General features: G+C 51.2%; 20 protein-coding genes and 1 other RNA gene. 14 read left to right on the top strand and 7 right to left on the bottom strand.

The window, feature by feature from the left end; genetic code table 11:
- Positions 1-136: 136 nt before the first annotated feature.
- Together FHC48_RS21000 and FHC48_RS20995 are read left to right on the top strand one after the other, a co-directional pair.
- The gene (locus FHC48_RS21000; protein WP_032623031.1) at positions 137-928 is read left to right on the top strand and encodes an inner membrane protein YpjD; all 792 of its coding nucleotides are present in this window, start codon (positions 137-139) and stop codon (positions 926-928) included.
- A gap of 18 nt (positions 929-946) precedes the next feature.
- A complete protein-coding gene (locus tag FHC48_RS20995) occupies positions 947-2,233 on the top strand; it encodes an HlyC/CorC family transporter (protein ID WP_025759264.1) in 1,287 nt (428 codons plus the stop codon).
- 52 nt (positions 2,234-2,285) lie between these two features.
- Here FHC48_RS20995 and grpE read toward each other — a convergent pair whose 3' ends face one another.
- The gene (gene grpE / locus FHC48_RS20990; RefSeq protein ID WP_008502499.1) at positions 2,286-2,879 is read right to left on the bottom strand and encodes a nucleotide exchange factor GrpE; all 594 of its coding nucleotides are present in this window, start codon (positions 2,877-2,879) and stop codon (positions 2,286-2,288) included.
- Between the two features lie 122 nt (positions 2,880-3,001).
- On the opposite strand from grpE, the gene nadK reads away from it, so the two are divergent.
- The 3 genes from nadK (at position 3,002) to bamE (ending at position 6,104) form a co-directional block, all read left to right on the top strand.
- Positions 3,002-3,880: an NAD(+) kinase gene (gene nadK, locus FHC48_RS20985; protein ID WP_008502500.1), complete on the top strand. Its 879-nt coding sequence runs from the start codon at positions 3,002-3,004 to the stop codon at positions 3,878-3,880.
- A gap of 85 nt (positions 3,881-3,965) precedes the next feature.
- Complete coding sequence (gene recN, locus FHC48_RS20980) at positions 3,966-5,627, top strand: DNA repair protein RecN (protein ID WP_059364258.1); 1,662 nt, start codon at positions 3,966-3,968, stop codon at positions 5,625-5,627.
- A 138-nt stretch (positions 5,628-5,765) separates the two neighbouring features.
- Positions 5,766-6,104: an outer membrane protein assembly factor BamE gene (gene bamE / locus FHC48_RS20975; RefSeq protein ID WP_008502502.1), complete on the top strand. Its 339-nt coding sequence runs from the start codon at positions 5,766-5,768 to the stop codon at positions 6,102-6,104.
- A gap of 108 nt (positions 6,105-6,212) precedes the next feature.
- On the opposite strand, the gene FHC48_RS20970 is transcribed toward bamE, so the two are convergent.
- Complete coding sequence (locus tag FHC48_RS20970) at positions 6,213-6,500, bottom strand: RnfH family protein (RefSeq protein ID WP_023325903.1); 288 nt, start codon at positions 6,498-6,500, stop codon at positions 6,213-6,215.
- A complete protein-coding gene (locus tag FHC48_RS20965; RefSeq protein WP_014832955.1) occupies positions 6,490-6,927 on the bottom strand; it encodes a type II toxin-antitoxin system RatA family toxin in 438 nt (145 codons plus the stop codon). Before FHC48_RS20965 ends, FHC48_RS20970 begins: the two co-directional genes overlap by 11 nt.
- 156 nt (positions 6,928-7,083) lie before the next feature.
- Here FHC48_RS20965 and smpB point away from each other — a divergent pair, with 156 nt between their 5' ends.
- The 3 genes from smpB to FHC48_RS20950 all read left to right on the top strand — a co-directional run bounded on the left by smpB (position 7,084) and on the right by FHC48_RS20950 (position 9,408).
- Positions 7,084-7,566 (top strand): SsrA-binding protein SmpB, encoded by a 483-nt coding sequence (gene smpB, locus FHC48_RS20960; RefSeq protein WP_024908331.1) that lies wholly within the window; start codon positions 7,084-7,086, stop codon positions 7,564-7,566.
- An 89-nt stretch (positions 7,567-7,655) separates the two neighbouring features.
- Positions 7,656-8,019: a transfer-messenger RNA gene (gene ssrA, locus FHC48_RS20955) on the top strand.
- A gap of 192 nt (positions 8,020-8,211) precedes the next feature.
- Positions 8,212-9,408, top strand: coding sequence for an integrase domain-containing protein (locus tag FHC48_RS20950; RefSeq protein WP_047722569.1), 1,197 nt, complete (start codon positions 8,212-8,214; stop codon positions 9,406-9,408).
- 42 nt (positions 9,409-9,450) lie between these two features.
- Here FHC48_RS20950 and FHC48_RS20945 read toward each other — a convergent pair whose 3' ends face one another.
- Positions 9,451-11,673, bottom strand: coding sequence for a hypothetical protein (locus tag FHC48_RS20945; RefSeq protein ID WP_032712322.1), 2,223 nt, complete (start codon positions 11,671-11,673; stop codon positions 9,451-9,453).
- Between the two features lie 238 nt (positions 11,674-11,911).
- On the opposite strand from FHC48_RS20945, the gene FHC48_RS23570 reads away from it, so the two are divergent.
- On the top strand, positions 11,912-12,337 hold the full coding sequence (locus tag FHC48_RS23570; RefSeq protein ID WP_227028228.1) for a hypothetical protein: 426 nt from the start codon (positions 11,912-11,914) through the stop codon (positions 12,335-12,337).
- 5 nt (positions 12,338-12,342) lie between these two features.
- On the opposite strand, the gene FHC48_RS20935 is transcribed toward FHC48_RS23570, so the two are convergent.
- The 3 genes from FHC48_RS20935 to FHC48_RS20925 are packed head-to-tail and all read right to left on the bottom strand — an operon-like array spanning position 12,343 to position 13,899.
- On the bottom strand, positions 12,343-12,906 hold the full coding sequence (locus FHC48_RS20935) for a phage polarity suppression protein (RefSeq protein WP_059364255.1): 564 nt from the start codon (positions 12,904-12,906) through the stop codon (positions 12,343-12,345).
- A 28-nt stretch (positions 12,907-12,934) separates the two neighbouring features.
- Positions 12,935-13,153, bottom strand: coding sequence for an ogr/Delta-like zinc finger family protein (locus FHC48_RS20930; RefSeq protein WP_045408790.1), 219 nt, complete (start codon positions 13,151-13,153; stop codon positions 12,935-12,937).
- 2 nt (positions 13,154-13,155) lie between these two features.
- Positions 13,156-13,899 carry a hypothetical protein gene (locus tag FHC48_RS20925; RefSeq protein WP_032712328.1) on the bottom strand — a complete coding sequence of 248 codons (744 nt, stop codon included), beginning with the start codon at positions 13,897-13,899 and terminating at the stop codon, positions 13,156-13,158.
- A 537-nt stretch (positions 13,900-14,436) separates the two neighbouring features.
- Here FHC48_RS20925 and FHC48_RS20920 point away from each other — a divergent pair.
- The 5 genes from FHC48_RS20920 to FHC48_RS20900 are packed head-to-tail and all read left to right on the top strand — an operon-like array spanning position 14,437 to position 18,146.
- The gene (locus tag FHC48_RS20920; RefSeq protein ID WP_023165627.1) at positions 14,437-14,703 is read left to right on the top strand and encodes an AlpA family transcriptional regulator; all 267 of its coding nucleotides are present in this window, start codon (positions 14,437-14,439) and stop codon (positions 14,701-14,703) included.
- Complete coding sequence (locus tag FHC48_RS20915; protein ID WP_032712334.1) at positions 14,700-15,257, top strand: host cell division inhibitor Icd-like protein; 558 nt, start codon at positions 14,700-14,702, stop codon at positions 15,255-15,257. Before FHC48_RS20920 ends, FHC48_RS20915 begins: the two co-directional genes overlap by 4 nt.
- On the top strand, positions 15,254-15,481 hold the full coding sequence (locus FHC48_RS20910) for a hypothetical protein (RefSeq protein ID WP_059364252.1): 228 nt from the start codon (positions 15,254-15,256) through the stop codon (positions 15,479-15,481). Before FHC48_RS20915 ends, FHC48_RS20910 begins: the two co-directional genes overlap by 4 nt.
- Complete coding sequence (locus tag FHC48_RS20905; RefSeq protein WP_220420585.1) at positions 15,478-15,798, top strand: DUF5375 domain-containing protein; 321 nt, start codon at positions 15,478-15,480, stop codon at positions 15,796-15,798. Before FHC48_RS20910 ends, FHC48_RS20905 begins: the two co-directional genes overlap by 4 nt.
- Positions 15,799-15,812: 14 nt before the next feature.
- Complete coding sequence (locus tag FHC48_RS20900; RefSeq protein WP_059364250.1) at positions 15,813-18,146, top strand: primase-helicase zinc-binding domain-containing protein; 2,334 nt, start codon at positions 15,813-15,815, stop codon at positions 18,144-18,146.
- Positions 18,147-18,924: the final 778 nt, after the last annotated feature.

The following is an 18,924-nucleotide window of genomic DNA, read 5'->3' as shown; positions in this document are numbered from 1 at the left end:
GCCATGAGCGACACATACACAGAATTTTGCCGGAGTATAACATGAAGGCGCCTTTGTTGTTATGCAACGGTTGGAGCAGGCGTCACGTAACGTTATACTGCTTCTCTTTCTTATTAAGACAACTGTCGATGCCTATATGCCTGTTTTCGCACTGATCGCCCTTGTTGCCTACTCTGTCAGCCTCGCGCTGATTATTCCCGGACTGCTGCAAAAAAACAGCGGCTGGCGGCGCATGGCTATTCTTTCGGCGGTGATCGCACTGATTAGCCACGCCTTTGCGCTGGAATCACGCATTATCCCCGGCGATGGCAGCGTGCAAAATCTGAGCGTCCTCAACGTCGGCTCGCTGGTCAGCCTGATGATCTGTACGGTAATGACCATCGTCGCGTCTAAAAATCGCGGCTGGCTGCTGCTGCCGATTGTCTACACCTTCGCGCTGATCAATCTGGCCCTCGCCACCTTTATGCCTAATGAGTTCATTACGCATCTGGAGGCGACGCCGGGGATGCTGGTGCATATCGGCCTGTCGCTCTTTGCCTACGCGACGCTGATCATCGCCGCGCTTTATGCCATGCAGCTCGCCTGGATTGACTACCAGCTGAAAAACAAAAAACTGGCGTTTAACCATGAAATGCCGCCGCTGATGGTGATTGAGCGTAAGATGTTCCACATCACCCAGGTGGGCGTGGTGCTGCTGACGCTCACGCTCTGCACCGGGCTGTTTTACATGAAGAACCTGTTCAGCGTGGAGAATATCGATAAAGCGGTGCTCTCCATCATCGCGTGGTTTGTCTATATTGTCCTGTTATGGGGCCATTATCATGAAGGCTGGCGCGGTCGTCGCGTGGTCTGGTTCAACGTCGCGGGTGCGGGCATTCTCACCCTTGCCTATTTTGGCAGCCGCTTCATACAGCAATTTGCTGGCTAAGAAACAAAGGAGTTCCCCCTGGAACACATCTCAACCACCACGCTGATCGTTATCCTGATCGTCATGGTGGTCATCTCCGCCTATTTCTCCGGCTCGGAAACCGGCATGATGACCCTGAACCGCTACCGGTTACGTCATCGTGCTAAACAGGGTAACCGCGCCGCTCGCCGCGTTGAAAAACTGCTCCGCAAGCCGGATCGCCTGATTAGCCTGGTGCTCATCGGCAACAACCTCGTCAACATTCTGGCCTCTGCGCTCGGCACCATCGTCGGGATGCGCCTGTACGGCAACGCCGGGGTGGCGATTGCCACCGGCGTACTGACGTTCGTGGTGCTGGTGTTTGCCGAAGTGCTGCCAAAAACCATCGCCGCGCTTTACCCTGAAAAGGTCGCCTATCCGAGCAGCTTCCTGCTGGCACCGCTGCAGATCCTGATGATGCCGCTGGTCTGGCTGCTGAACATGGTGACGCGCGTCCTGATGCGGATGGTGGGAATCAAAGCCGACGTCACCATCAGCAGCGCGCTCAGCAAAGAGGAGCTGCGCACTATCGTGAATGAATCCCGCTCGCAGATCTCACGGCGCAATCAGGACATGCTCCTGTCGGTGCTGGATCTGGAAAAGGTGAGCGTGAACGACATCATGGTGCCGCGTAACGAAATCGTCGGTATCGACATCAATGACGACTGGAAAGCCATCGTTCGCCAGCTGACGCACTCTCCGCACGGGCGCATTGTGCTGTACCGCGACTCGCTGGATGACGCCATCAGCATGCTGCGCGTGCGCGAAGCCTACCGTCTGATGACCGAGAAAAAAGAGTTCACCAAAGAGGTGATGCTGCGCGCCGCCGACGAAATTTATTACGTGCCGGAAGGAACGCCGCTCAGCACGCAGCTGGTGAAATTCCAGCGCAACAAGAAGAAGGTCGGCCTGGTGGTCAATGAGTACGGCGATATCCAGGGGCTGGTGACGGTCGAAGATATTCTGGAAGAGATTGTCGGGGACTTTACCACCTCAATGTCGCCTTCCCTCGCGGAAGAGGTCACCCCGCAAAACGACGGCTCGGTGCTGATTGACGGAAGCGCGAACATTCGTGAACTCAACAAAGCCTTTAACTGGCATTTGCCGGAAGATGAGGCTCGCACCATTAACGGGATGATTCTGGAAGCGCTGGAAGAGATCCCGGCGGCGGGCACGCGGGTGCGCATTGAGCAGTACGATATTGATATCCTGGACGTGCAGGACAATATGATCAAGCAAGTGAAAGTCCTGCCCGTTAAACCCCTGCGCGAAAGTATCGCGGAGTAAGGTTGTAGGCCGGGTAAGGCGAACGCCGCTACCCGGCACTATGGATAGCGAATTACGCTTTCGCTTTCGCCACGGTCACCATCGCAGCGCGGATGGTACGGCCGTTCAGGGTATAGCCTTTCTGCATCACGCCCAGCACTTTACCGGCTTCAATCTCTTCAGATTCAACCATCGCAATCGCCTGGTGAACGTTTGGATCCAGCGGAACGTCGGTATCGGCAATCACTTCCACGCCAAACTTACGCACCACGTCGAGCATGGATTTCAGCGTCAGTTCGATACCTTCGATCATCGCCGCGTTGTCCGGATTCGCTTTGTCAGCCACTTCCAGCGCACGATCGAGGCTATCGATCACCGGCAGCAGTTCGTTGACGAATTTCTCCAGCGCAAATTTATGCGCCTTCTCAACGTCCTGCTCGGTACGACGACGCAGGTTTTCCATTTCCGCCTTGATGCGCAGAACACTGTCGCGTTCGCGATTCTGTGCTTCTACCAGCTGGGCTTCCAGATTCGCAATTTTTTCATCGCGCGGGTCCACCTGCTCAGCAGATGCGTCTGGCTCTACAGCCTCAACTTCATCGTGCTGTTCCGTGATAATTTCTTCAGGGGCTTGCCCCTCAGGCGTTTTCTGTTCTTTACTACTCATGAATTTCTCCGCGTTTTTCTGCATTCATCTCGCTAACTTCGCTTATTATGGGGATCAGTTTCCGGGATTCAAGGGAACAAGACAGATTGTCATCATTCATCAGGCACAAGGACCTCCAGAAAATGAATAATCATTTCAGGTGTATTGGGATCGTCGGGCATCCGCGTCACCCTACCGCACTAACGACACATGAAATGTTGTATCGCTGGTTGTGTAGCAAAGGCTATGAAGTGATGGTCGAGCAGCAGATTGCCCAGGAGCTGCAGCTGAAGAGCGTCAAAACCGGCACGCTGGCAGAGATTGGCCAACAGGCCGATCTCGCCGTGGTGGTGGGCGGCGACGGCAACATGCTCGGCGCGGCCCGCACGCTGGCGCGTTATGACATCAAGGTCATCGGCATCAACCGTGGCAATCTCGGTTTTTTAACCGACCTCGACCCGGACAATGCGCAGCAGCAGCTGGCCGACGTGCTGGAAGGCCACTATATCAGTGAAAAACGCTTTTTACTGGAAGCGCAGGTGTGCCAGCAGGACTGCCAGAAACGCATCAGCACCGCCATTAACGAGGTTGTCCTTCACCCTGGCAAAGTGGCGCACATGATCGAGTTCGAAGTCTATATCGACGAGATCTTTGCCTTCTCCCAGCGTTCTGACGGGCTGATTATCTCCACCCCGACCGGCTCAACCGCCTACTCGCTTTCTGCCGGCGGCCCGATCCTGACGCCCTCATTGGATGCCATTACCCTGGTGCCGATGTTCCCGCACACGCTCTCCGCCCGCCCGCTGGTGATCAACGGCGACAGCACGATCCGTCTGCGCTTCTCGCACCGCCGTAACGACCTGGAGATCAGCTGCGACAGCCAGATAGCGCTGCCTATCCAGGAAGGTGAAGATGTGCTTATTCGCCGGTGTGATTACCACCTGAATTTGATACATCCAAAAGATTACAGCTATTTCAACACATTAAGCTCGAAGCTTGGCTGGTCAAAAAAATTGTTCTGATTTTGCATCCAGGACTTTACTGTATATAAAACCAGTTTATACTGTATGGAAAAACAGTTATGGTTTTTCATACAGGAAAACAATTATGCTGGCACAACTGACCATCAGCAACTTTGCCATTGTTCGTGAGCTTGAGATCGATTTCCACAGCGGCATGACGGCGATCACCGGGGAAACCGGTGCGGGTAAATCCATTGCCATTGATGCCCTCGGCTTGTGCCTTGGCGGCCGCGCCGAGGGCGACATGGTGCGCATGGGCGCAAACCGTGCCGACCTGTGCGCCCGTTTCTCCCTGAAAGACACCCCTGCCGCCCAGCGCTGGCTGGAACAGAACCAGCTTGAAGATGGACGTGAGTGTTTACTTCGCCGCGTTATTAGCAGCGACGGTCGCTCACGCGGCTTTATCAACGGCACGGCGGTCCCGCTCTCCCAGCTCCGTGAACTCGGCCAGCTGCTTATCCAGATCCACGGTCAGCACGCCCATCAGCAACTCGTTAAACCCGAACAGCAGAAAGCGCTGCTGGATGGTTATGCGGGTGAGTACGCGCTTACTCAGCTTATGGCAGAGCACTATCGCCAGTGGCATCAGAGCTGCCGCGAGCTCGCTCAACACCAGCAGCAAAGCCAGGAGCGCGCCGCCCGTGCGGAGCTGCTGGAATACCAGCTCAAAGAGCTGAACGAATTCAACCCGCAGCCGGGTGAGTTTGAGCAAATCGACGAAGAGTACAAGCGCCTGGCGAACAGCGGTCACTTGCTCTCAACCAGCCAGAATGCGCTCAACCTGCTGGCGGATGACGAAGACGTGAACCTGCAGAGCCAGCTGTATAACGTCCGTCAGCTGCTTACCGAACTGGTCGGCATGGACAGCAAACTGTCTGGCGTCCTGGATATGCTGGAAGAGGCGGCCATTCAGATCTCTGAAGCCGGTGACGAACTTCGCCACTACTGTGAGCGTCTGGATCTCGACCCGAACCGTCTTTTTGAGCTGGAGCAGCGTATCTCCCGTCAGATCTCGCTGGCACGCAAGCACCACGTTACGCCGGAAGAGCTGCCGGGCTACTATCAGTCTCTGCTGGACGAGCAGCAGCAGCTTGACGATCAGGCTGACTCGCAGGAGACCCTCTCTCTGGCGGTGAGCCTGCACCATGAACAGGCGCTGGCGACAGCGCAAAAGCTGCATGAAATTCGTCAGCACTATGCTCAGGAGTTAAGCCAGCACATTACCGACAGCATGCACACGCTGGCGATGCCGCACGGCGTCTTCACCATTGACGTTCGCTTTGAAGAGAACCACCTGACGGCGGAAGGTGCGGATCGCATCGAATTCCGCGTCACCACCAACCCGGGGCAGCCGCTGCAGGCGATCTCCAAAGTGGCCTCAGGCGGTGAACTGTCGCGTATTGCGCTGGCGATTCAGGTGATCACCGCGCGTAAAATGGACACCCCAGCGCTGATTTTCGATGAAGTGGATGTCGGCATCAGCGGCCCGACGGCGGCGGTGGTGGGTAAACTGCTGCGCCAGCTCGGCGAATCCACGCAGGTGATGTGTGTCACCCACCTGCCGCAGGTCGCGGGCTGTGGCCATCATCACTTTATTGTCAGCAAAGAAACCGACGGCGAAATGACCGAAACGCACATGAAGCCGCTGGATAAACGTGCGCGTCTGCAGGAGCTGGCACGCCTGCTCGGCGGCAGCGAAGTCACGCGTAACACGCTCGCGAACGCGAAAGAACTGCTGGCGGCATAAACTTTTTCGGGATCTCAGGGTCATACAGAACAACAAAAACGCCGCCAGACCGGTTTCAAAGTGGGGCAAGGTCTATTATCATCGGCATATTACATATGAGCCGCGTTCTGCTCGGGCCCGAAAAGGAATCAAATCACTATGCGTTGTAAAATGCTGACCGCTGCCGCAGCGGTTCTTCTGATGTTGACCGCAGGCTGTTCCACTCTGGAGAAAGTGGTTTACCGTCCTGACATCAACCAGGGGAACTACCTTACCCCTAACGATGTGTCCAAAATCCGCGTGGGGATGACACAACAGCAGGTCGCTTATGCACTGGGAACCCCGATGATGTCCGATCCGTTCGGCACTAACACCTGGTTCTATGTTTTCCGCCAGAAGCCGGGCCATGAAGATGCGACCCAGCAGACCCTGACGCTGACCTTCAGCAGCGCCGGTGTGTTGACCAACATCGACAACAAGCCTGCCCTGACTAAATAATCCGGTGTCAGAAATGCAAAAAGGTGCTCATTGAGCACCTTTTTTGTATCTGAGTTCTTACGAAGAATCGTAGCCCCGGTAAGCACAGCGCCACCGGAGAAGAAAGCGCTACTTACTGGCCTTCTCCGCGCGCTGACGACGCAGCTCTTTCGGGTCGGCAATCAGCGGACGATAAATCTCCACCCGGTCGCCCTCTTTCAGCACATCGCCCAGCTTCACCGGACGGCTATAAATCCCGACCTTGTTCTTCGCCAGGTCGATATCGCTGCGAAGCTCGAGGATGCCGGAAGCACGGATGGCCTCCTCAACGGTCGCCCCCTCCTCCAGCGTCACGCGCTGCAGATACTGCTTCTCCGGCAACGCATAAACCACTTCTACAGCAATCTTATGCGACACTGTAAACCTCTTTGGCGCGGGTGGTGAACGCCTGAACCATATTCGATGCCAGCTCTTTAAAGATGCGGCCAAACGCCAGCTCAATCAGCTTATTGGTAAACTCGAAGTCCAGATGGAACTCAATGCGGCAGGCGTCAGCGCTCAGCGGCGTAAACTTCCAGCCCCCCATCAGGGTCTTGAACGGACCATCCACCAGATGCATCAAAATGCTCTGATTGCTCGTCAGCGTATTACGGGTGGTGAACGTCTTGCTGATCCCCGCTTTGGAGACATCCACCGCCGCGGTCATCTGCGTCGGGCCGGATTCCAGAACGCGGCTCCCGGTGCATCCTGGAATAAATTCTGGATAAGACTGAACATCGTTCACTAACTGATACATTTGTTCCGCGCTGTAAGGCACAAGCGCAGTACGGCTAATCTGAGGCATAGCATTTCCCATGGTCACACAACGGACAAATAATAACATTTATCACCTGTTAAAAAAACGCTAAGCCTCATCTCGTGCTAAGATAGCGCGTTAGACCTCACAGGACGCAATGAGGTGACTTTTTGAAATCAGATTACCGACGGCTTTACGACACTTATGACGAAGAAAAAAGCACATAAACCAGGCTCGGCGACCATTGCGCTCAACAAGCGTGCTCGCCACGAGTATTTCATTGAAGAAGAATTCGAAGCTGGCCTTGCGTTGCAGGGCTGGGAAGTAAAATCGCTGCGCGCCGGGAAAGCCAACATCGGCGATAGCTACGTGATTCTGAAAGATGGCGAAGCCTTCCTGTTCGGCGCGAACTTTACGCCGCTGACCGTCGCCTCTTCACACTACGTGTGTGACCCAACGCGCACGCGCAAATTGCTGCTGAACAAGCGTGAGCTGGAATCCCTCTACGGACGCATCAACCGCGAAGGTTTCACCGTGGTCGCCCTGTCGCTGTACTGGAAAAACGCCTGGTGCAAAGTAAAAATTGGCGTCGCGAAGGGTAAAAAGCAGCACGACAAGCGTACTGACCTGAAAGAGCGCGAATGGCAGTTGGACAAAGCGCGCATTATGAAAAACGCAGGACGTTGATTCTGCACACTTATTGTACTATTCAATAAGTTAGCGTTCCGGGCTGGTATCCAGGAAGTGAAATCTGGTATACTCAGTTCAACACTATTGGGGCTGATTCTGGATTCGACGGGATTTGCGAAACCCAAGGTGCATGCCGAGGGGCGGTTTGCCTCGTTAAAAGCCGCAAAAAAATAGTCGCAAACGACGAAAACTACGCTTTAGCAGCTTAATAACCTGCTCTGAGCCCTCTCTCCCTAGCTTCCGCTCTTAAGACGGGGATCAAAGAGAGGTCAAACCCAAAAGAGATCGCGTGGAAGCCCTGCCTGGGGTTGAAGCGTTAAAACTAATCAGGCTAGTTCGTTAGTGGCGTGTCTGTCCGCAGCTGGCGTGCGAATGTAAAGACAAACTAAGCATGTAGTACCGAGGATGTAGAAATTTCGGACGCGGGTTCAACTCCCGCCAGCTCCACCAAAATTCTTCAAAGATGGTTCCAGAGCCATCCGCAGAAGTCCTGAAAGCCCGCACAGCGCAAGCCCTGCGGGCTTTTTTGTGTCTGTAACTTTCCGACATGATCCGCCTGAATCCAGTCTTAATTGGTACACGTTTAGGTACACGCTATAATATGGACCAAAAACGTGTACCAATTATGGACGGAAACCTGTCATGGCGCGGATTACACGCCCCCTCACCAACAACGAAATTTTAAAAGCTAAACCTGAAGATAAGGACTACACACTGCATGACGGTGATGGCCTTTTCATCCTAATAAAAACGTCTGGGAAGAAACTGTGGCGATTTCGTTATCAACGGCCGGATAGTAGTAGCCGTACAAACCTTAGTCTTGGCTCATATCCTGCTTTAACTCTCGCTGCCGCTCGTCAGATGCGTGATCAGTATTTATCGTTGCTCGTACAAAGAATCGACCCACAAAGGCAACAGGAACAAGCCTCTGAGCAGCGGCAAATCGAATTGGAGAGCATTTTCTCTGTAGTTGCCGGGAATTGGTTTGAGCTTAAGAGAAAAAGCGTTACAGAGGATTATGCGAAGGATATTTGGCGATCGCTGGAGAAAGACATTTTCCCCACGATCGGCGAGATTCCTGTTCAGGAGCTCAAGGCCAGAACGATTATTGAAGCATTGGAACCAATTAAAGCTCGCGGGGCGCTTGAGACAGTTCGCCGCTTGGTTCAGCGCATTAACGAGATCATGATTTATGCAGTCAATACTGGCCTTATTGATGCAAATCCGGCATCAGGGGTTGGAATGGCGTTTGAGAAACCTAAAAAGCAAAACATGCCGACGCTGCGGCCAGAAGAATTGCCTAAGCTCATGCGTTCTTTGATCATGTCAAATCTGTCTGTTCAGACCCGTTGTCTGATTGAGTGGCAACTTTTGACCTTAGCACGCCCTTCAGAGGCTTCTGGTTCACGATGGGACGAGATCGATCTGGAGGCCAAACTATGGATAATTCCAGCGGAACGGATGAAAGCTAAGCGTGAGCACATCGTACCATTATCTCCTCAGGCATTAGAGATTTTAAATGTGATGAAACCAATTAGCGCACATAGAGAACATATTTTTCCTAGCAGGAATGATCCCAAGCTACCAATGAATAGCCAAACTGCAAACGCAGCATTAAAACGCCTTGGCTATGGTAGAAAATTAGTCGCACATGGACTTCGCTCTATAGCAAGTACCGCTATGAATGAGCAAGGTTTTAATTCAGATGTAATCGAAGTAGCATTATCGCATATCGAAAGAAATGAAGTACGAAAAGCATATAATCGGAGTCTTTATTTAAAGCAAAGACAAGAACTAATGAACTGGTGGGGCAATATGGTCTCGGCTTTTAATTATTAGTTTCAGCCGGGCAAAATTAAATTATTTTGCCCGCAAAATAATTTAATCTTCCTCTTCAATTTTTTCTTTAATTGTATCCCAGCTTTCTTCTATATTATATTGCTCTGACTTAATGGTGTCAGATAATTTAGACACAAGAGCCGTAACCCGTCCAGGCTCATAATCCGACCATTCTTTGACCTTATCTAAAACTGCATGAAAAGCATCTTCTTTTAGACGATGTCCAAATTGGATACCAATATTACTCGGAAAAATATTTCCATAGGTTTTCCTAACTTGTTCAGCAGATGGAGATAGTGACAAAAAATTCAAAAGAAACTCAGGCCTCATAATATATTTAGAAGAATGTTTTCGCACGAGTTCTGCAGTATGCTTTTGAATTCTTGTTTGATTTGTTAACCACCAAGTTCCATATCCAAATGGACTGCCGTTATTAGATTCATTGTTTTTAATTCTTAACCCGTAAATACCATGAACTAACAAAGCACTATTATGGGCTAAAACATCATGCTTTTTCTCATCATTTTCAACTAAAGTATCTGCAAGTTCCTTTACCTCTTTTGCATTTGAGTAGGAGGATAGTTCCTCATTTTCGATAAAAGTTAGACTATATTCTGAAACCAAATATCTCTTCAATTCTTCCCTGCCAGAGTTATTAGTAATTTCATCATAACTTACAAACTGATTAATATAACTCTCCCAAGTGCGTACTAAACCTGCTTTCCGGGCATAAAAATAAGCTCTAATAAGTATTTTTGAACTATTTCTTGCTATCTCTGTAGTTATATGGTTTTCAATTGTCCTAAAGTGATTATGAAACTCGTAGTTAGTATTTCTTATATGAGTATACACTTCTTCCAAAACTGCAGTTGACATCCTTAACTTAACACCACTCAACGCAGCAGATTGAAGTAAGTTTTTACATTGCTGATCTTCTTTTTGTAAATACCTTTCAGATAAAGCTTTGACAATTATATCTGAACCTAAAAATAGCATAAATTTACTACACATTGAACTAAAGTAGTCAACTATTCTCGGGTCTGCTTTTAATGTAAACAACAAAACATAAGTTTTAGAGAGTTGTAGTAAATATTTTCTTTGATTTTCTGTGCTGTGATAAAAAACATCATTTAAAATTTTTTCAATATAGTTTCTATAGTCTGCGATATCCTCTGGTTTTATTTTTGATTTTATAAGCACATCCTCAATGCAATCGCTTATTACAAGTTCTTTTTCATTGACAGAACTATCAGGATCTGAAATAAAGGACGCTAACATTAATCCCTGCCTTTCGAAAACCCTCTGAATAATTACCTTAGTAAGTTCAGAAATCACTTGGCAGCGTTTAGGAGACAAACTAAATTTCAAATTACACTGTTCTTTAATTTCCTTCATAAAATCAATCGCAAGCAACTCATCTACGGAGTTCTCAAGTTTGATTGCTTCTCTTGTTTCAAATGGCAAACAATACTTTTTATCATTTTTGTACCATCGAATTTCTCTGCCATTAACTTCTTTTGACTTTAAACTACTCAGCCTATTTTTTAAGTTATTATTGATAAAATAATTAGCCCAAGGAAAGCTTGAAATTATAGCTTCTTTAATCTCCTCTTTATTCATAAATAAGCCCTTATCTGGATCGGTGTCACGTAATGCCCAAAGAATTAATGTATCAGTAATAGAATGTATTAACTTCCTATTCCCTTGTGATTCTGACATTTCATGTTGAAGAAAAACAAAAACTGAAGGATCTTTAACAAAATCTGAAAACCCCAATTCTGTAGAGGCACCTACTTTAGATAAATGTTCGGTTTTACTAGCCAAAAACTGATAGTATGCAGCTTTAGTAGCTTGGGTGTCGTTTATATGGACACCTATGTATTTTGCGTCTCTTATTTTGATAATCACCCCTAACTCTTCAGATAATTCATCCTCCTCTTTGTCAATATGAGATATTACCTTAGATGTCACATAATAGAGCACTCTAGGTGTTCTATTGAAATCCTTTAACCTATTTATCGTCATCCTTATCTTTGACTTGTAATCCGATTGAATCGTCATTTGATAGAAAACATTGGTTGATTCAGCCTGATACAACTCTTTATCACTAAGGCCATCAGCACCGCCATCATGAACACCTCCCAATGGAATAAAATTCCTTCCTTCTAAGGCTGCCATAAATGCACATGCAAAGTCCTCAAATTCAAAACCCGTCACTTTGTTAAGCGCCACTTCAAATAATTCTTTCTTGACAAAATTATTCATGCAATTTCCTTATCTAATATTTTTAGAAGACGACTCATTAAACATAATTTTTAGGGGTTTATAATATCATATACTACAAAATCTTATAGTTATATCTATTTAAATCCATCAAGAAATCTAATACTCTGAAAAAAAAGAAGATTTTTATTGTGACGTCTATTGTCGCCTTCTTAAACGCTTTCTGCAACACCTGCCCATAAAGTATAAGACGTTTTCATACGGGACTACATGGAGGCTCATGAACGTCAAAACCAACCTTGCATTTGTGCATTTAGATAAATCAGAAGGAAAGCAATTTGAAGCTTCTCTTCCTAACACAAATATAGCTTATTACCTCTGCATCCTACTGTTTTTACTCGCTCCTCATTTGACTTCATATAACCATTTACTCCCAACAATAACTCTGCACCAGTTACATATCCGTGCAGAGCAGCAACACGTTCAAGTCTCGAAAACCCACATTATTAATGGCGCGCAATGCTATCCCCGCCACGCCTGCCCGCTTAAGGGGGCGCATTTAATGCAGGTGCATGACCGGCATCAGGGCGCGCCAGTGCTGGCGCTGGCGGGGGTTCCAGTATCGGTAAAACGCATGCAAAACCATGCACCTTATGCATGCATGGCTTTTTTAGGGGAAAAAGGCGGGATTTTCGGGAATTTTTGAAAGGACTACTGCGCGGCCAGCTCTGCGCGTCGGCGGGTGTAATTCAGGTTCTGTGCAGGTGTGAATTTTTCACGACTATCATCGCGCGAAGCCGCGTCAGGCCTGAATCCGATGGCCGTCAAAATGTCATTATCCTGCGCCGAATAATTAATTTTTTCTCCGGCGGCCAGCCAGACCTGTAGCGCCTCACGCATATAGTCAACTGAGTGCTGCATGGCGCAGCGCTGAACGGCGGAATGTTGCCCGGAATAATTCATCAGCTCGGGGGCGAGGGCGGCGGCCAGCTCCGCGCCGTGCGCCTGCATAAAATCATTTAATCGGTCGCGGATGCTGATGCGCTGCACCTCCTCATGCGAGCGGATATAACGCCCGGCAGCCTGGTTAATTTCCCACTTTTTCACGTCGATAATCTCGCGCAGTGTTTGCAGGTTCCGGCCGCTGTGGCCGCTACCGGCAAGCTGTTCGCGGTATGCCTGTTCGGCCTGAGTCAGTTCTTCCCTGCGTTGCAGCCAGGCGGATTTATTTGTCTGACAGGCCTCAAAGGCTTTCTGTAGCGTCAGTGTGGTCACGTAAGTTTCTCCTGATGACTGGTCGTGTTTAAGCGCCCGCACGGTTAACGGTGGCTGCCGGTTCGGATGCAGGAATGACCGGCTCTGTCGGCGGCGAACAGATAATCCCGTCAACGGATTCAAGCGTGCGGAAAGTTGCCGAGCACTCGATATTCACGCACTGGTGATAGCGCTGTTTAACGTTCTCTGACAGATAACGACTGGTGCGGGCGTGTGCGCTGGTTTTGCAGAACGGACAGTGAAACATACTTATGCCTCGACCTTAGTGCCGTCATTTTCAGACAGCTTTCTGGCGAGCATCATTCTCTTCGCCGGGCTGCGTAACAGCTCCATATCCACACCGGTAATCTGTGGCCGGTGCATACCCGTCACGGACAATACCGGCTCCTGCTTCATATCGAACTGATACAGGCTGCCCTGACGGCTCAGCGCATCGCGCAGCTCGCCGATGGCCACGGACTGCGGTGCGCTGTCACCCTTCATTTCGAGGGCACGAATGCGCAGCAGGAAAGCACGAATGAGCGCGGCGGGGAGCGTGTTGACCGCCTGAGCCCATTCCGCACCGGCATAAGTGGTAAAGGCATCATCATGCGCTGACAGGTATTTACTGGCGGTCGAGCAGGCATTCAGCATGGCGCGTGTCCGGTCAGTTTCCAGCTCCGCAATCAGGCCGGTGAACTCGTCGGCCAGCTCGCGACTGGCGATACGCTTGCTGTGCTCAGCTTTCATTTCAGGGGTGAGATTGCCGCGCAGGGTGCGGAAGCGACTGCGCCAGTCCTGCTCCGCCTCTGCACTCTCACTGAGGGCGGTCTGCCGCTCCTGCTTACAGCGTTCAATGGACGTATCAATCTCTTTCAGTTCCTGCATGCTGGCCGCGTGCGTGTCTCTGGCCGCAGTGAATGCGCTCAGCTTGTCGGTGATGCGCTGGCTGCTCTCTGCTGACTGTTGAGCGGCTACATTCTGCAGGGCGGTAATGACTGTTTCGGGTTTCATGTTCAGGCTCTCCGTGTGTTCAACCTGAAATGATTCTGCCCTTCATGACACAACATCTCGATTCATTGCAGTTGTGGCAGTTCTGGCACAAACAGCACCCAAAACCCGGCTGGCCAGAGAAAGGCCTCAGCAAAACCTTACTCATCGTTTGTTTTTTTACTTATAACTATTCACCACTGTTCATCTTAAATAAAAATATAAATAATACAGTAAGATAAGGGGTGAACAGTTGCAGGTCTGACTGTTCACCGTCTGTTCACCACTGTTCACCCTCCTGTTTTGCTCTGTCTATACCACTTAGACTTTATTTCGATTAAAAATGAAAAAGGTATAACTAAAAGAAATCGAAATTGCTGCATTGTAATGCAGTGATTTGCATATCTTTGCCAGCGTTTGTCTTTGTTTGCCAGAGCGAAAAGTCAATGTTTGTTTCCCCGAAAATCTCACATGACCTGAGGAAAAATATAGACATAATAAGGAGCTACCCGAAGCCGGACGGACATGACCGGCACTGTATGGACTTTATGAGGTAGCCCGATGCACACCGCTTTTTCTTCCCCGTCTTCTGCCCCTGCCGCACCACTGATGCCGGTTTCTGATGCCGTTCAGGAGCGCTTTATCCGCCTGCCTGAAGTGATGCATCTGTGCGGCCTGTCCCGGTCAACCATTTACGACCTCATCAGCCGCGAGGCTTTCCCGAAACAAATCAGCCTAGGCGGCAAAAACGTGGCGTGGGCGCAGTCTGAAATCACTGCATGGATGGCGGATCGCATTGCCGAACGTAACCGGGGCTATGACGCATGATGATGACCGTTCAGCAAACAGACCCTTTTTCTGGCTTGCTTCCTGTCGCCGTTTCCAGGTATAGTTTTCCCGCTGTCGCAAAATCGACAGCCGGAATTGGCGTTCCGCGAAACTCAATGGCGACACCAGACGCGCCGTGCGTCTTTTTTTTCGTCGTAGCTCAGGCACACCCATTTTCCGGGCTGTGGTGTCTTTTTATACACCATGGTTCCAGCAAGATAATGGTAGTCCGGGCGGGGCAGCCTTCGGGCTGGCCGGTATCCATTGAGGCCGGTTACGCCAACCCCGTTCGGGCTGCCACCAGTGAAATTGGCGTTTCCGGTGGTAGCAGTAACCGCTACTCAATGGAGGCTGCCATCATGGCTACTATCCTCACCCCGTCACACCCTCAATTCGTCTTTGTGTTTGCCGCCGTTCGTCGCGCAGACCGTAAGCCCCGCATTTGTATGCTTCGCACCGTTGCCGGTGATGAACACGCTGCACGTCGTTCCCTCGTTCGCGATTACGTCCTCTCGTTTGCTGGCCGTCTGCCGGTTGCGGAGGTGCGCGCATGAGACACACCACCATTACCGCCCGTGACCTCGAATGCCTTGAGCACATGCGCAATGTCGGCCAGCTCGTCAATGAGCTGATGCAGGTGCAGGACTGCGCCACCGTTTGTCGTGACCCTGCGCAGCAGTCGCAACTCACCTCCGTGATTTACCTTATGACCGCCCAGCTCGACGGCGTGGTCGAACGCTGCAATCAGCGCTGGCTGACCGGGGAGGGAAACGTATGAAAAAGCCATTACCCCCCGTATTACGCGCCGCGCTGTATCGTCGCGCCGTGGCATGTGCATGGCTGACAGTATGCGAACATCAGCACCGCTACCCGCACCTCACCCTCGACGCGCTGGAAAGCGCCATTACCGACGAACTGGAGGGCTTCTACCTGCGCCAGCACGGCGAGGAAAAAGGCCGTCTGATTGCCTGTGCACTGCTGGAAGATTTAATGGGAGCCGGACCACTCAAAGCCGCGCCCTCACTGTCCTTTCTCGGGCTGGCCGTGATGGATGAACTCTGCGCCCGTCACATGCAATCGCCTGTTGTGCACTGAGGGAGAAAATAACGATGAAAATGAACGTAACGGAAACCGTAAAACAGGCGTGCGGCCACTGGCCACGCATTCTCCCGGCGCTGGGTGTGAAGGTCATGAAAAACCGGCATCAGGCCTGTCCGGTGTGCGGCGGTTCTGACCGTTTCCGCTTTGACGATAAAGAGGGACGCGGGACATGGCTCTGCAATCAGTGCGGCGCGGGTGACGGGCTTAAGCTGGTAGAGAAAGTATTCGGCGTAACCGCATCAGAGGCTGCCGAGAAGGTGAACGCCGTGACCGGCAACCTGCCGCCGATTGCCCCGGAAGTGATTGCGGCCGCAGAGGCTGAAACGGAGGCTGACCGCAAAGCGGCCGCCGCGCTGGCCGTCAGACTGATGGAGAAAACCCGCACGGCCAGTGGCAACGCCTATCTGACCCGCAAGGGCTTCCCTGACCGGGAATGTCCGGTACTGTCGGTCATGCATAAAACCGGCGGCTTGACGTTCCGCGCCGGTGATGTGGTTGTCCCGCTATATGACGATACCGGCGCACTGGTTAACCTTCAGCTTATCAGTTCTGAGGGGCTCAAACGCACCCTGAAAGGCGGTCAGGTAAAAGGAGCGTGTCACACCATCGAAGGAAAAAAACAGGCCGGAAAACGCCTGTGGATTGCGGAGGGCTATGCAACCGCGCTCACCGTGCATCACCTGACCGGCGAAACCGTCATGGTGGCACTGTCGTCCGTGAACCTCCTTTCTCTGGCGAGCCTTGCCCGTCAGAAACACCCGGCCTGTCAGATTGTGCTCGCCGCCGACCGCGACCTTAACGGCGACGGCCAGAACAAAGCCGCAGCGGCCGCAGAAACCTGTGAGGGTGTTGTTGCCCTGCCGCCGGTGTTTGGTGACTGGAATGATGCGTTTATGCAGAATGGCTGGGAGGCCACGCGAAAAGCGATTTATGACGCCATCCGGCCACCGATGCAAAGTCCGTTTGATACCATGAGCGAGGCGGAATTTACCGCCATGAGCGCCAGTGACAAGGCTCTGCGGGTGCATGAGCATTACGGTGAAGCGCTGGCGGTGGATGCGAGCGGCCAGCTCCTGTCCCGCTATGAAGCAGGGATATGGAAAGTCGTTCAGCCGTCCAGTTTCGAACGCGACGTAGCCGGGCTTTTCCAGCGCCTGCGCGCCCCGTTCTCGTCGGGGAGAATCACCTCAGTGGTGGAGACGCTGAAGCTGATTATTCCTCAGCAGGTCGCACCGGCACGCCGTCTGATTGGTTTTCGCAACGGGGTACTCGATACCCAAAGCGGCCTGTTCAGCCCACACAGCAAATCGCACTGGCTGCGCACGCTGTGCGACGTGGATTTTACCCCGCCGGTGGAAGGCGAAATGCTGGAGACCCACGCGCCGAATTTCTGGCGCTGGCTCGACCGGGCGGCCGGTAAAAATCCACAAAAGCGCGACGTGATTCTGGCCGCGCTGTTTATGGTGCTGGCGAACCGCTACGACTGGCAGCTCTTTCTCGAAGTCACTGGTCCCGGCGGGAGTGGGAAAAGTATTCTGGCCGAAATTGCGACCCTGCTCGCCGGGGAGGATAACGCCACGTCGGCCGACATCGACACACTGGAAGACCCGCGCAAGCGTGCCTCCCTGATTGGCTTCTCGCTGATACGTCTGCCAGACCAGGAAAAATGGAGCGGTGACGGCGCAGGACTCAAGGCCATCACCGGCGGCGATGCGGTCTCGGTTGACCCGAAATACCAGAACCCGTATTCAACGCATATTCCGGCGGTCATTCTGGCCGTGAACAACAACCCGATGCGCTTCACCGACCGCAGCGGAGGCGTCTCCCGTCGACGGGTGATTATTCATTTCCCGGAGCAGATTGCCCCGGAAGAACGCGACCCGCAGCTCAGGGATAAAATTGCGCGCGAGCTGGCCGTTATCGTGCGCCAGCTTATGCAGAAATTCAGCGACCCGATGACCGCGCGCGCACTGCTCCAGTCGCAGCAGAACTCCGACGAGGCGCTCAGCATCAAGCGTGATGCTGAGCCGACGTTTGATTTTTGTGGCTATCTGGAAATGCTGCCGCAGACCAACGGGATGTTTATGGGCAATGCCAGCATCGTCCCGCGCAATTACCGTAAATATCTCTATCACGCATATCTGGCCTATATGGAGGCTAACGGTTACAGGAACGTGCTCAGCCTGAAAATGTTCGGGCTGGGGCTGCCCATGATGCTGAAAGAGTACGGCCTGAATTATGAGAAGCGGCACACCAAGCAGGGGATACAAACTAACCTGTCGCTGAAAGAAGAAAGCTACGGCGACTGGCTGCCGAAATGCGACGAACCCGCAGCGACATAACCCACTCCAGACCGGCTACAGCCGGTCTTTTTCTTTCCGGCCATTATCATAAGGTGAACACTCCACTGTTCACCCTTCACCGTATATTCACCCTGTATCACTATGAAATTATTGATAAAAAGCAAGAGGTGAACAGAGTGAACAATAAAACCCAAAAAAACTTTTTATCCCCCCGCGTATCGCCTGGCCGGGCGTATCCAGAACGAACAAAAATCACAAAGATGAAGAGTCGACTGTTCACTCTTCACCAACTCAGCACCACCTAACCACATGATATAAAATGAGAAACAACCGAGGTGAACAGTGTGAACAGTTAAATGCAAAAAAACTTTTTTTCTGTGCTTATTGTTTAAAAAAAGATCACATGAAAAAGGTGACACATTTCTAAAGAGGGATCGTATTACTATGACAATTCATAATTGGTACACGTTTAGGTACACAACTGAAAGTTGAATACGGAAAAATCCTTTATATTTAATACATTGAGAAATTTATTCAGACTCCGCCAGCCCACCAAAATTCTCCATCGGCGATCACCAGAGTCGACTGATGAAGTCCTGAAAGCCCGCACGGCGCAAGCCCTGCGGGCTTTTTTGTGCCAGTAATCGTCCGAGACGATCCGCCTGAATTCAGTAAAAATGTGTATATGTTTAGGTACAAGCCGGCTTTGTTGAATAAATCAGATTTCGGGTAAGTCTCCCCCGTAGCGGGTTGTGTTTTCAGGCAATACGCACGCTTTCAGGCATACCTGCTTTCGTCATTTTGTTCAGCGCTCGTA

Source organism: Enterobacter sp. EC_50 (assembly GCF_019584525.1).
Classification (GTDB): domain Bacteria; phylum Pseudomonadota; class Gammaproteobacteria; order Enterobacterales; family Enterobacteriaceae; genus Enterobacter; species Enterobacter roggenkampii.
This window is presented reverse-complemented; position numbering and strand designations above follow the sequence as displayed.

Bases quoted from the DNA above. Each gene is read 5' to 3' on its own strand.
- FHC48_RS23570 (WP_227028228.1), top strand. From the start codon at position 11,912: ATGAACGTCAAAACCAACCTTGCATTTGTGCATTTAGATAAATCAGAA.
- FHC48_RS20945 (WP_032712322.1), bottom strand. From the start codon at position 11,673: ATGAATAATTTTGTCAAGAAAGAATTATTTGAAGTGGCGCTTAACAAA.
- FHC48_RS20900 (WP_059364250.1), top strand. From the start codon at position 15,813: ATGAAAATGAACGTAACGGAAACCGTAAAACAGGCGTGCGGCCACTGG.
- bamE (WP_008502502.1), top strand. From the start codon at position 5,766: ATGCGTTGTAAAATGCTGACCGCTGCCGCAGCGGTTCTTCTGATGTTG.
- FHC48_RS20925 (WP_032712328.1), bottom strand. From the start codon at position 13,899: ATGAAACCCGAAACAGTCATTACCGCCCTGCAGAATGTAGCCGCTCAA.
- FHC48_RS20920 (WP_023165627.1), top strand. From the start codon at position 14,437: ATGCACACCGCTTTTTCTTCCCCGTCTTCTGCCCCTGCCGCACCACTG.
- grpE (WP_008502499.1), bottom strand. From the start codon at position 2,879: ATGAGTAGTAAAGAACAGAAAACGCCTGAGGGGCAAGCCCCTGAAGAA.
- FHC48_RS20965 (WP_014832955.1), bottom strand. From the start codon at position 6,927: ATGCCTCAGATTAGCCGTACTGCGCTTGTGCCTTACAGCGCGGAACAA.
- FHC48_RS20915 (WP_032712334.1), top strand. From the start codon at position 14,700: ATGATGATGACCGTTCAGCAAACAGACCCTTTTTCTGGCTTGCTTCCT.
- FHC48_RS20930 (WP_045408790.1), bottom strand. From the start codon at position 13,153: ATGTTTCACTGTCCGTTCTGCAAAACCAGCGCACACGCCCGCACCAGT.
- FHC48_RS20910 (WP_059364252.1), top strand. From the start codon at position 15,254: ATGAGACACACCACCATTACCGCCCGTGACCTCGAATGCCTTGAGCAC.
- FHC48_RS20950 (WP_047722569.1), top strand. From the start codon at position 8,212: ATGGCGCGGATTACACGCCCCCTCACCAACAACGAAATTTTAAAAGCT.
- recN (WP_059364258.1), top strand. From the start codon at position 3,966: ATGCTGGCACAACTGACCATCAGCAACTTTGCCATTGTTCGTGAGCTT.
- FHC48_RS21000 (WP_032623031.1), top strand. From the start codon at position 137: ATGCCTGTTTTCGCACTGATCGCCCTTGTTGCCTACTCTGTCAGCCTC.
- FHC48_RS20905 (WP_220420585.1), top strand. From the start codon at position 15,478: ATGAAAAAGCCATTACCCCCCGTATTACGCGCCGCGCTGTATCGTCGC.
- smpB (WP_024908331.1), top strand. From the start codon at position 7,084: ATGACGAAGAAAAAAGCACATAAACCAGGCTCGGCGACCATTGCGCTC.
- nadK (WP_008502500.1), top strand. From the start codon at position 3,002: ATGAATAATCATTTCAGGTGTATTGGGATCGTCGGGCATCCGCGTCAC.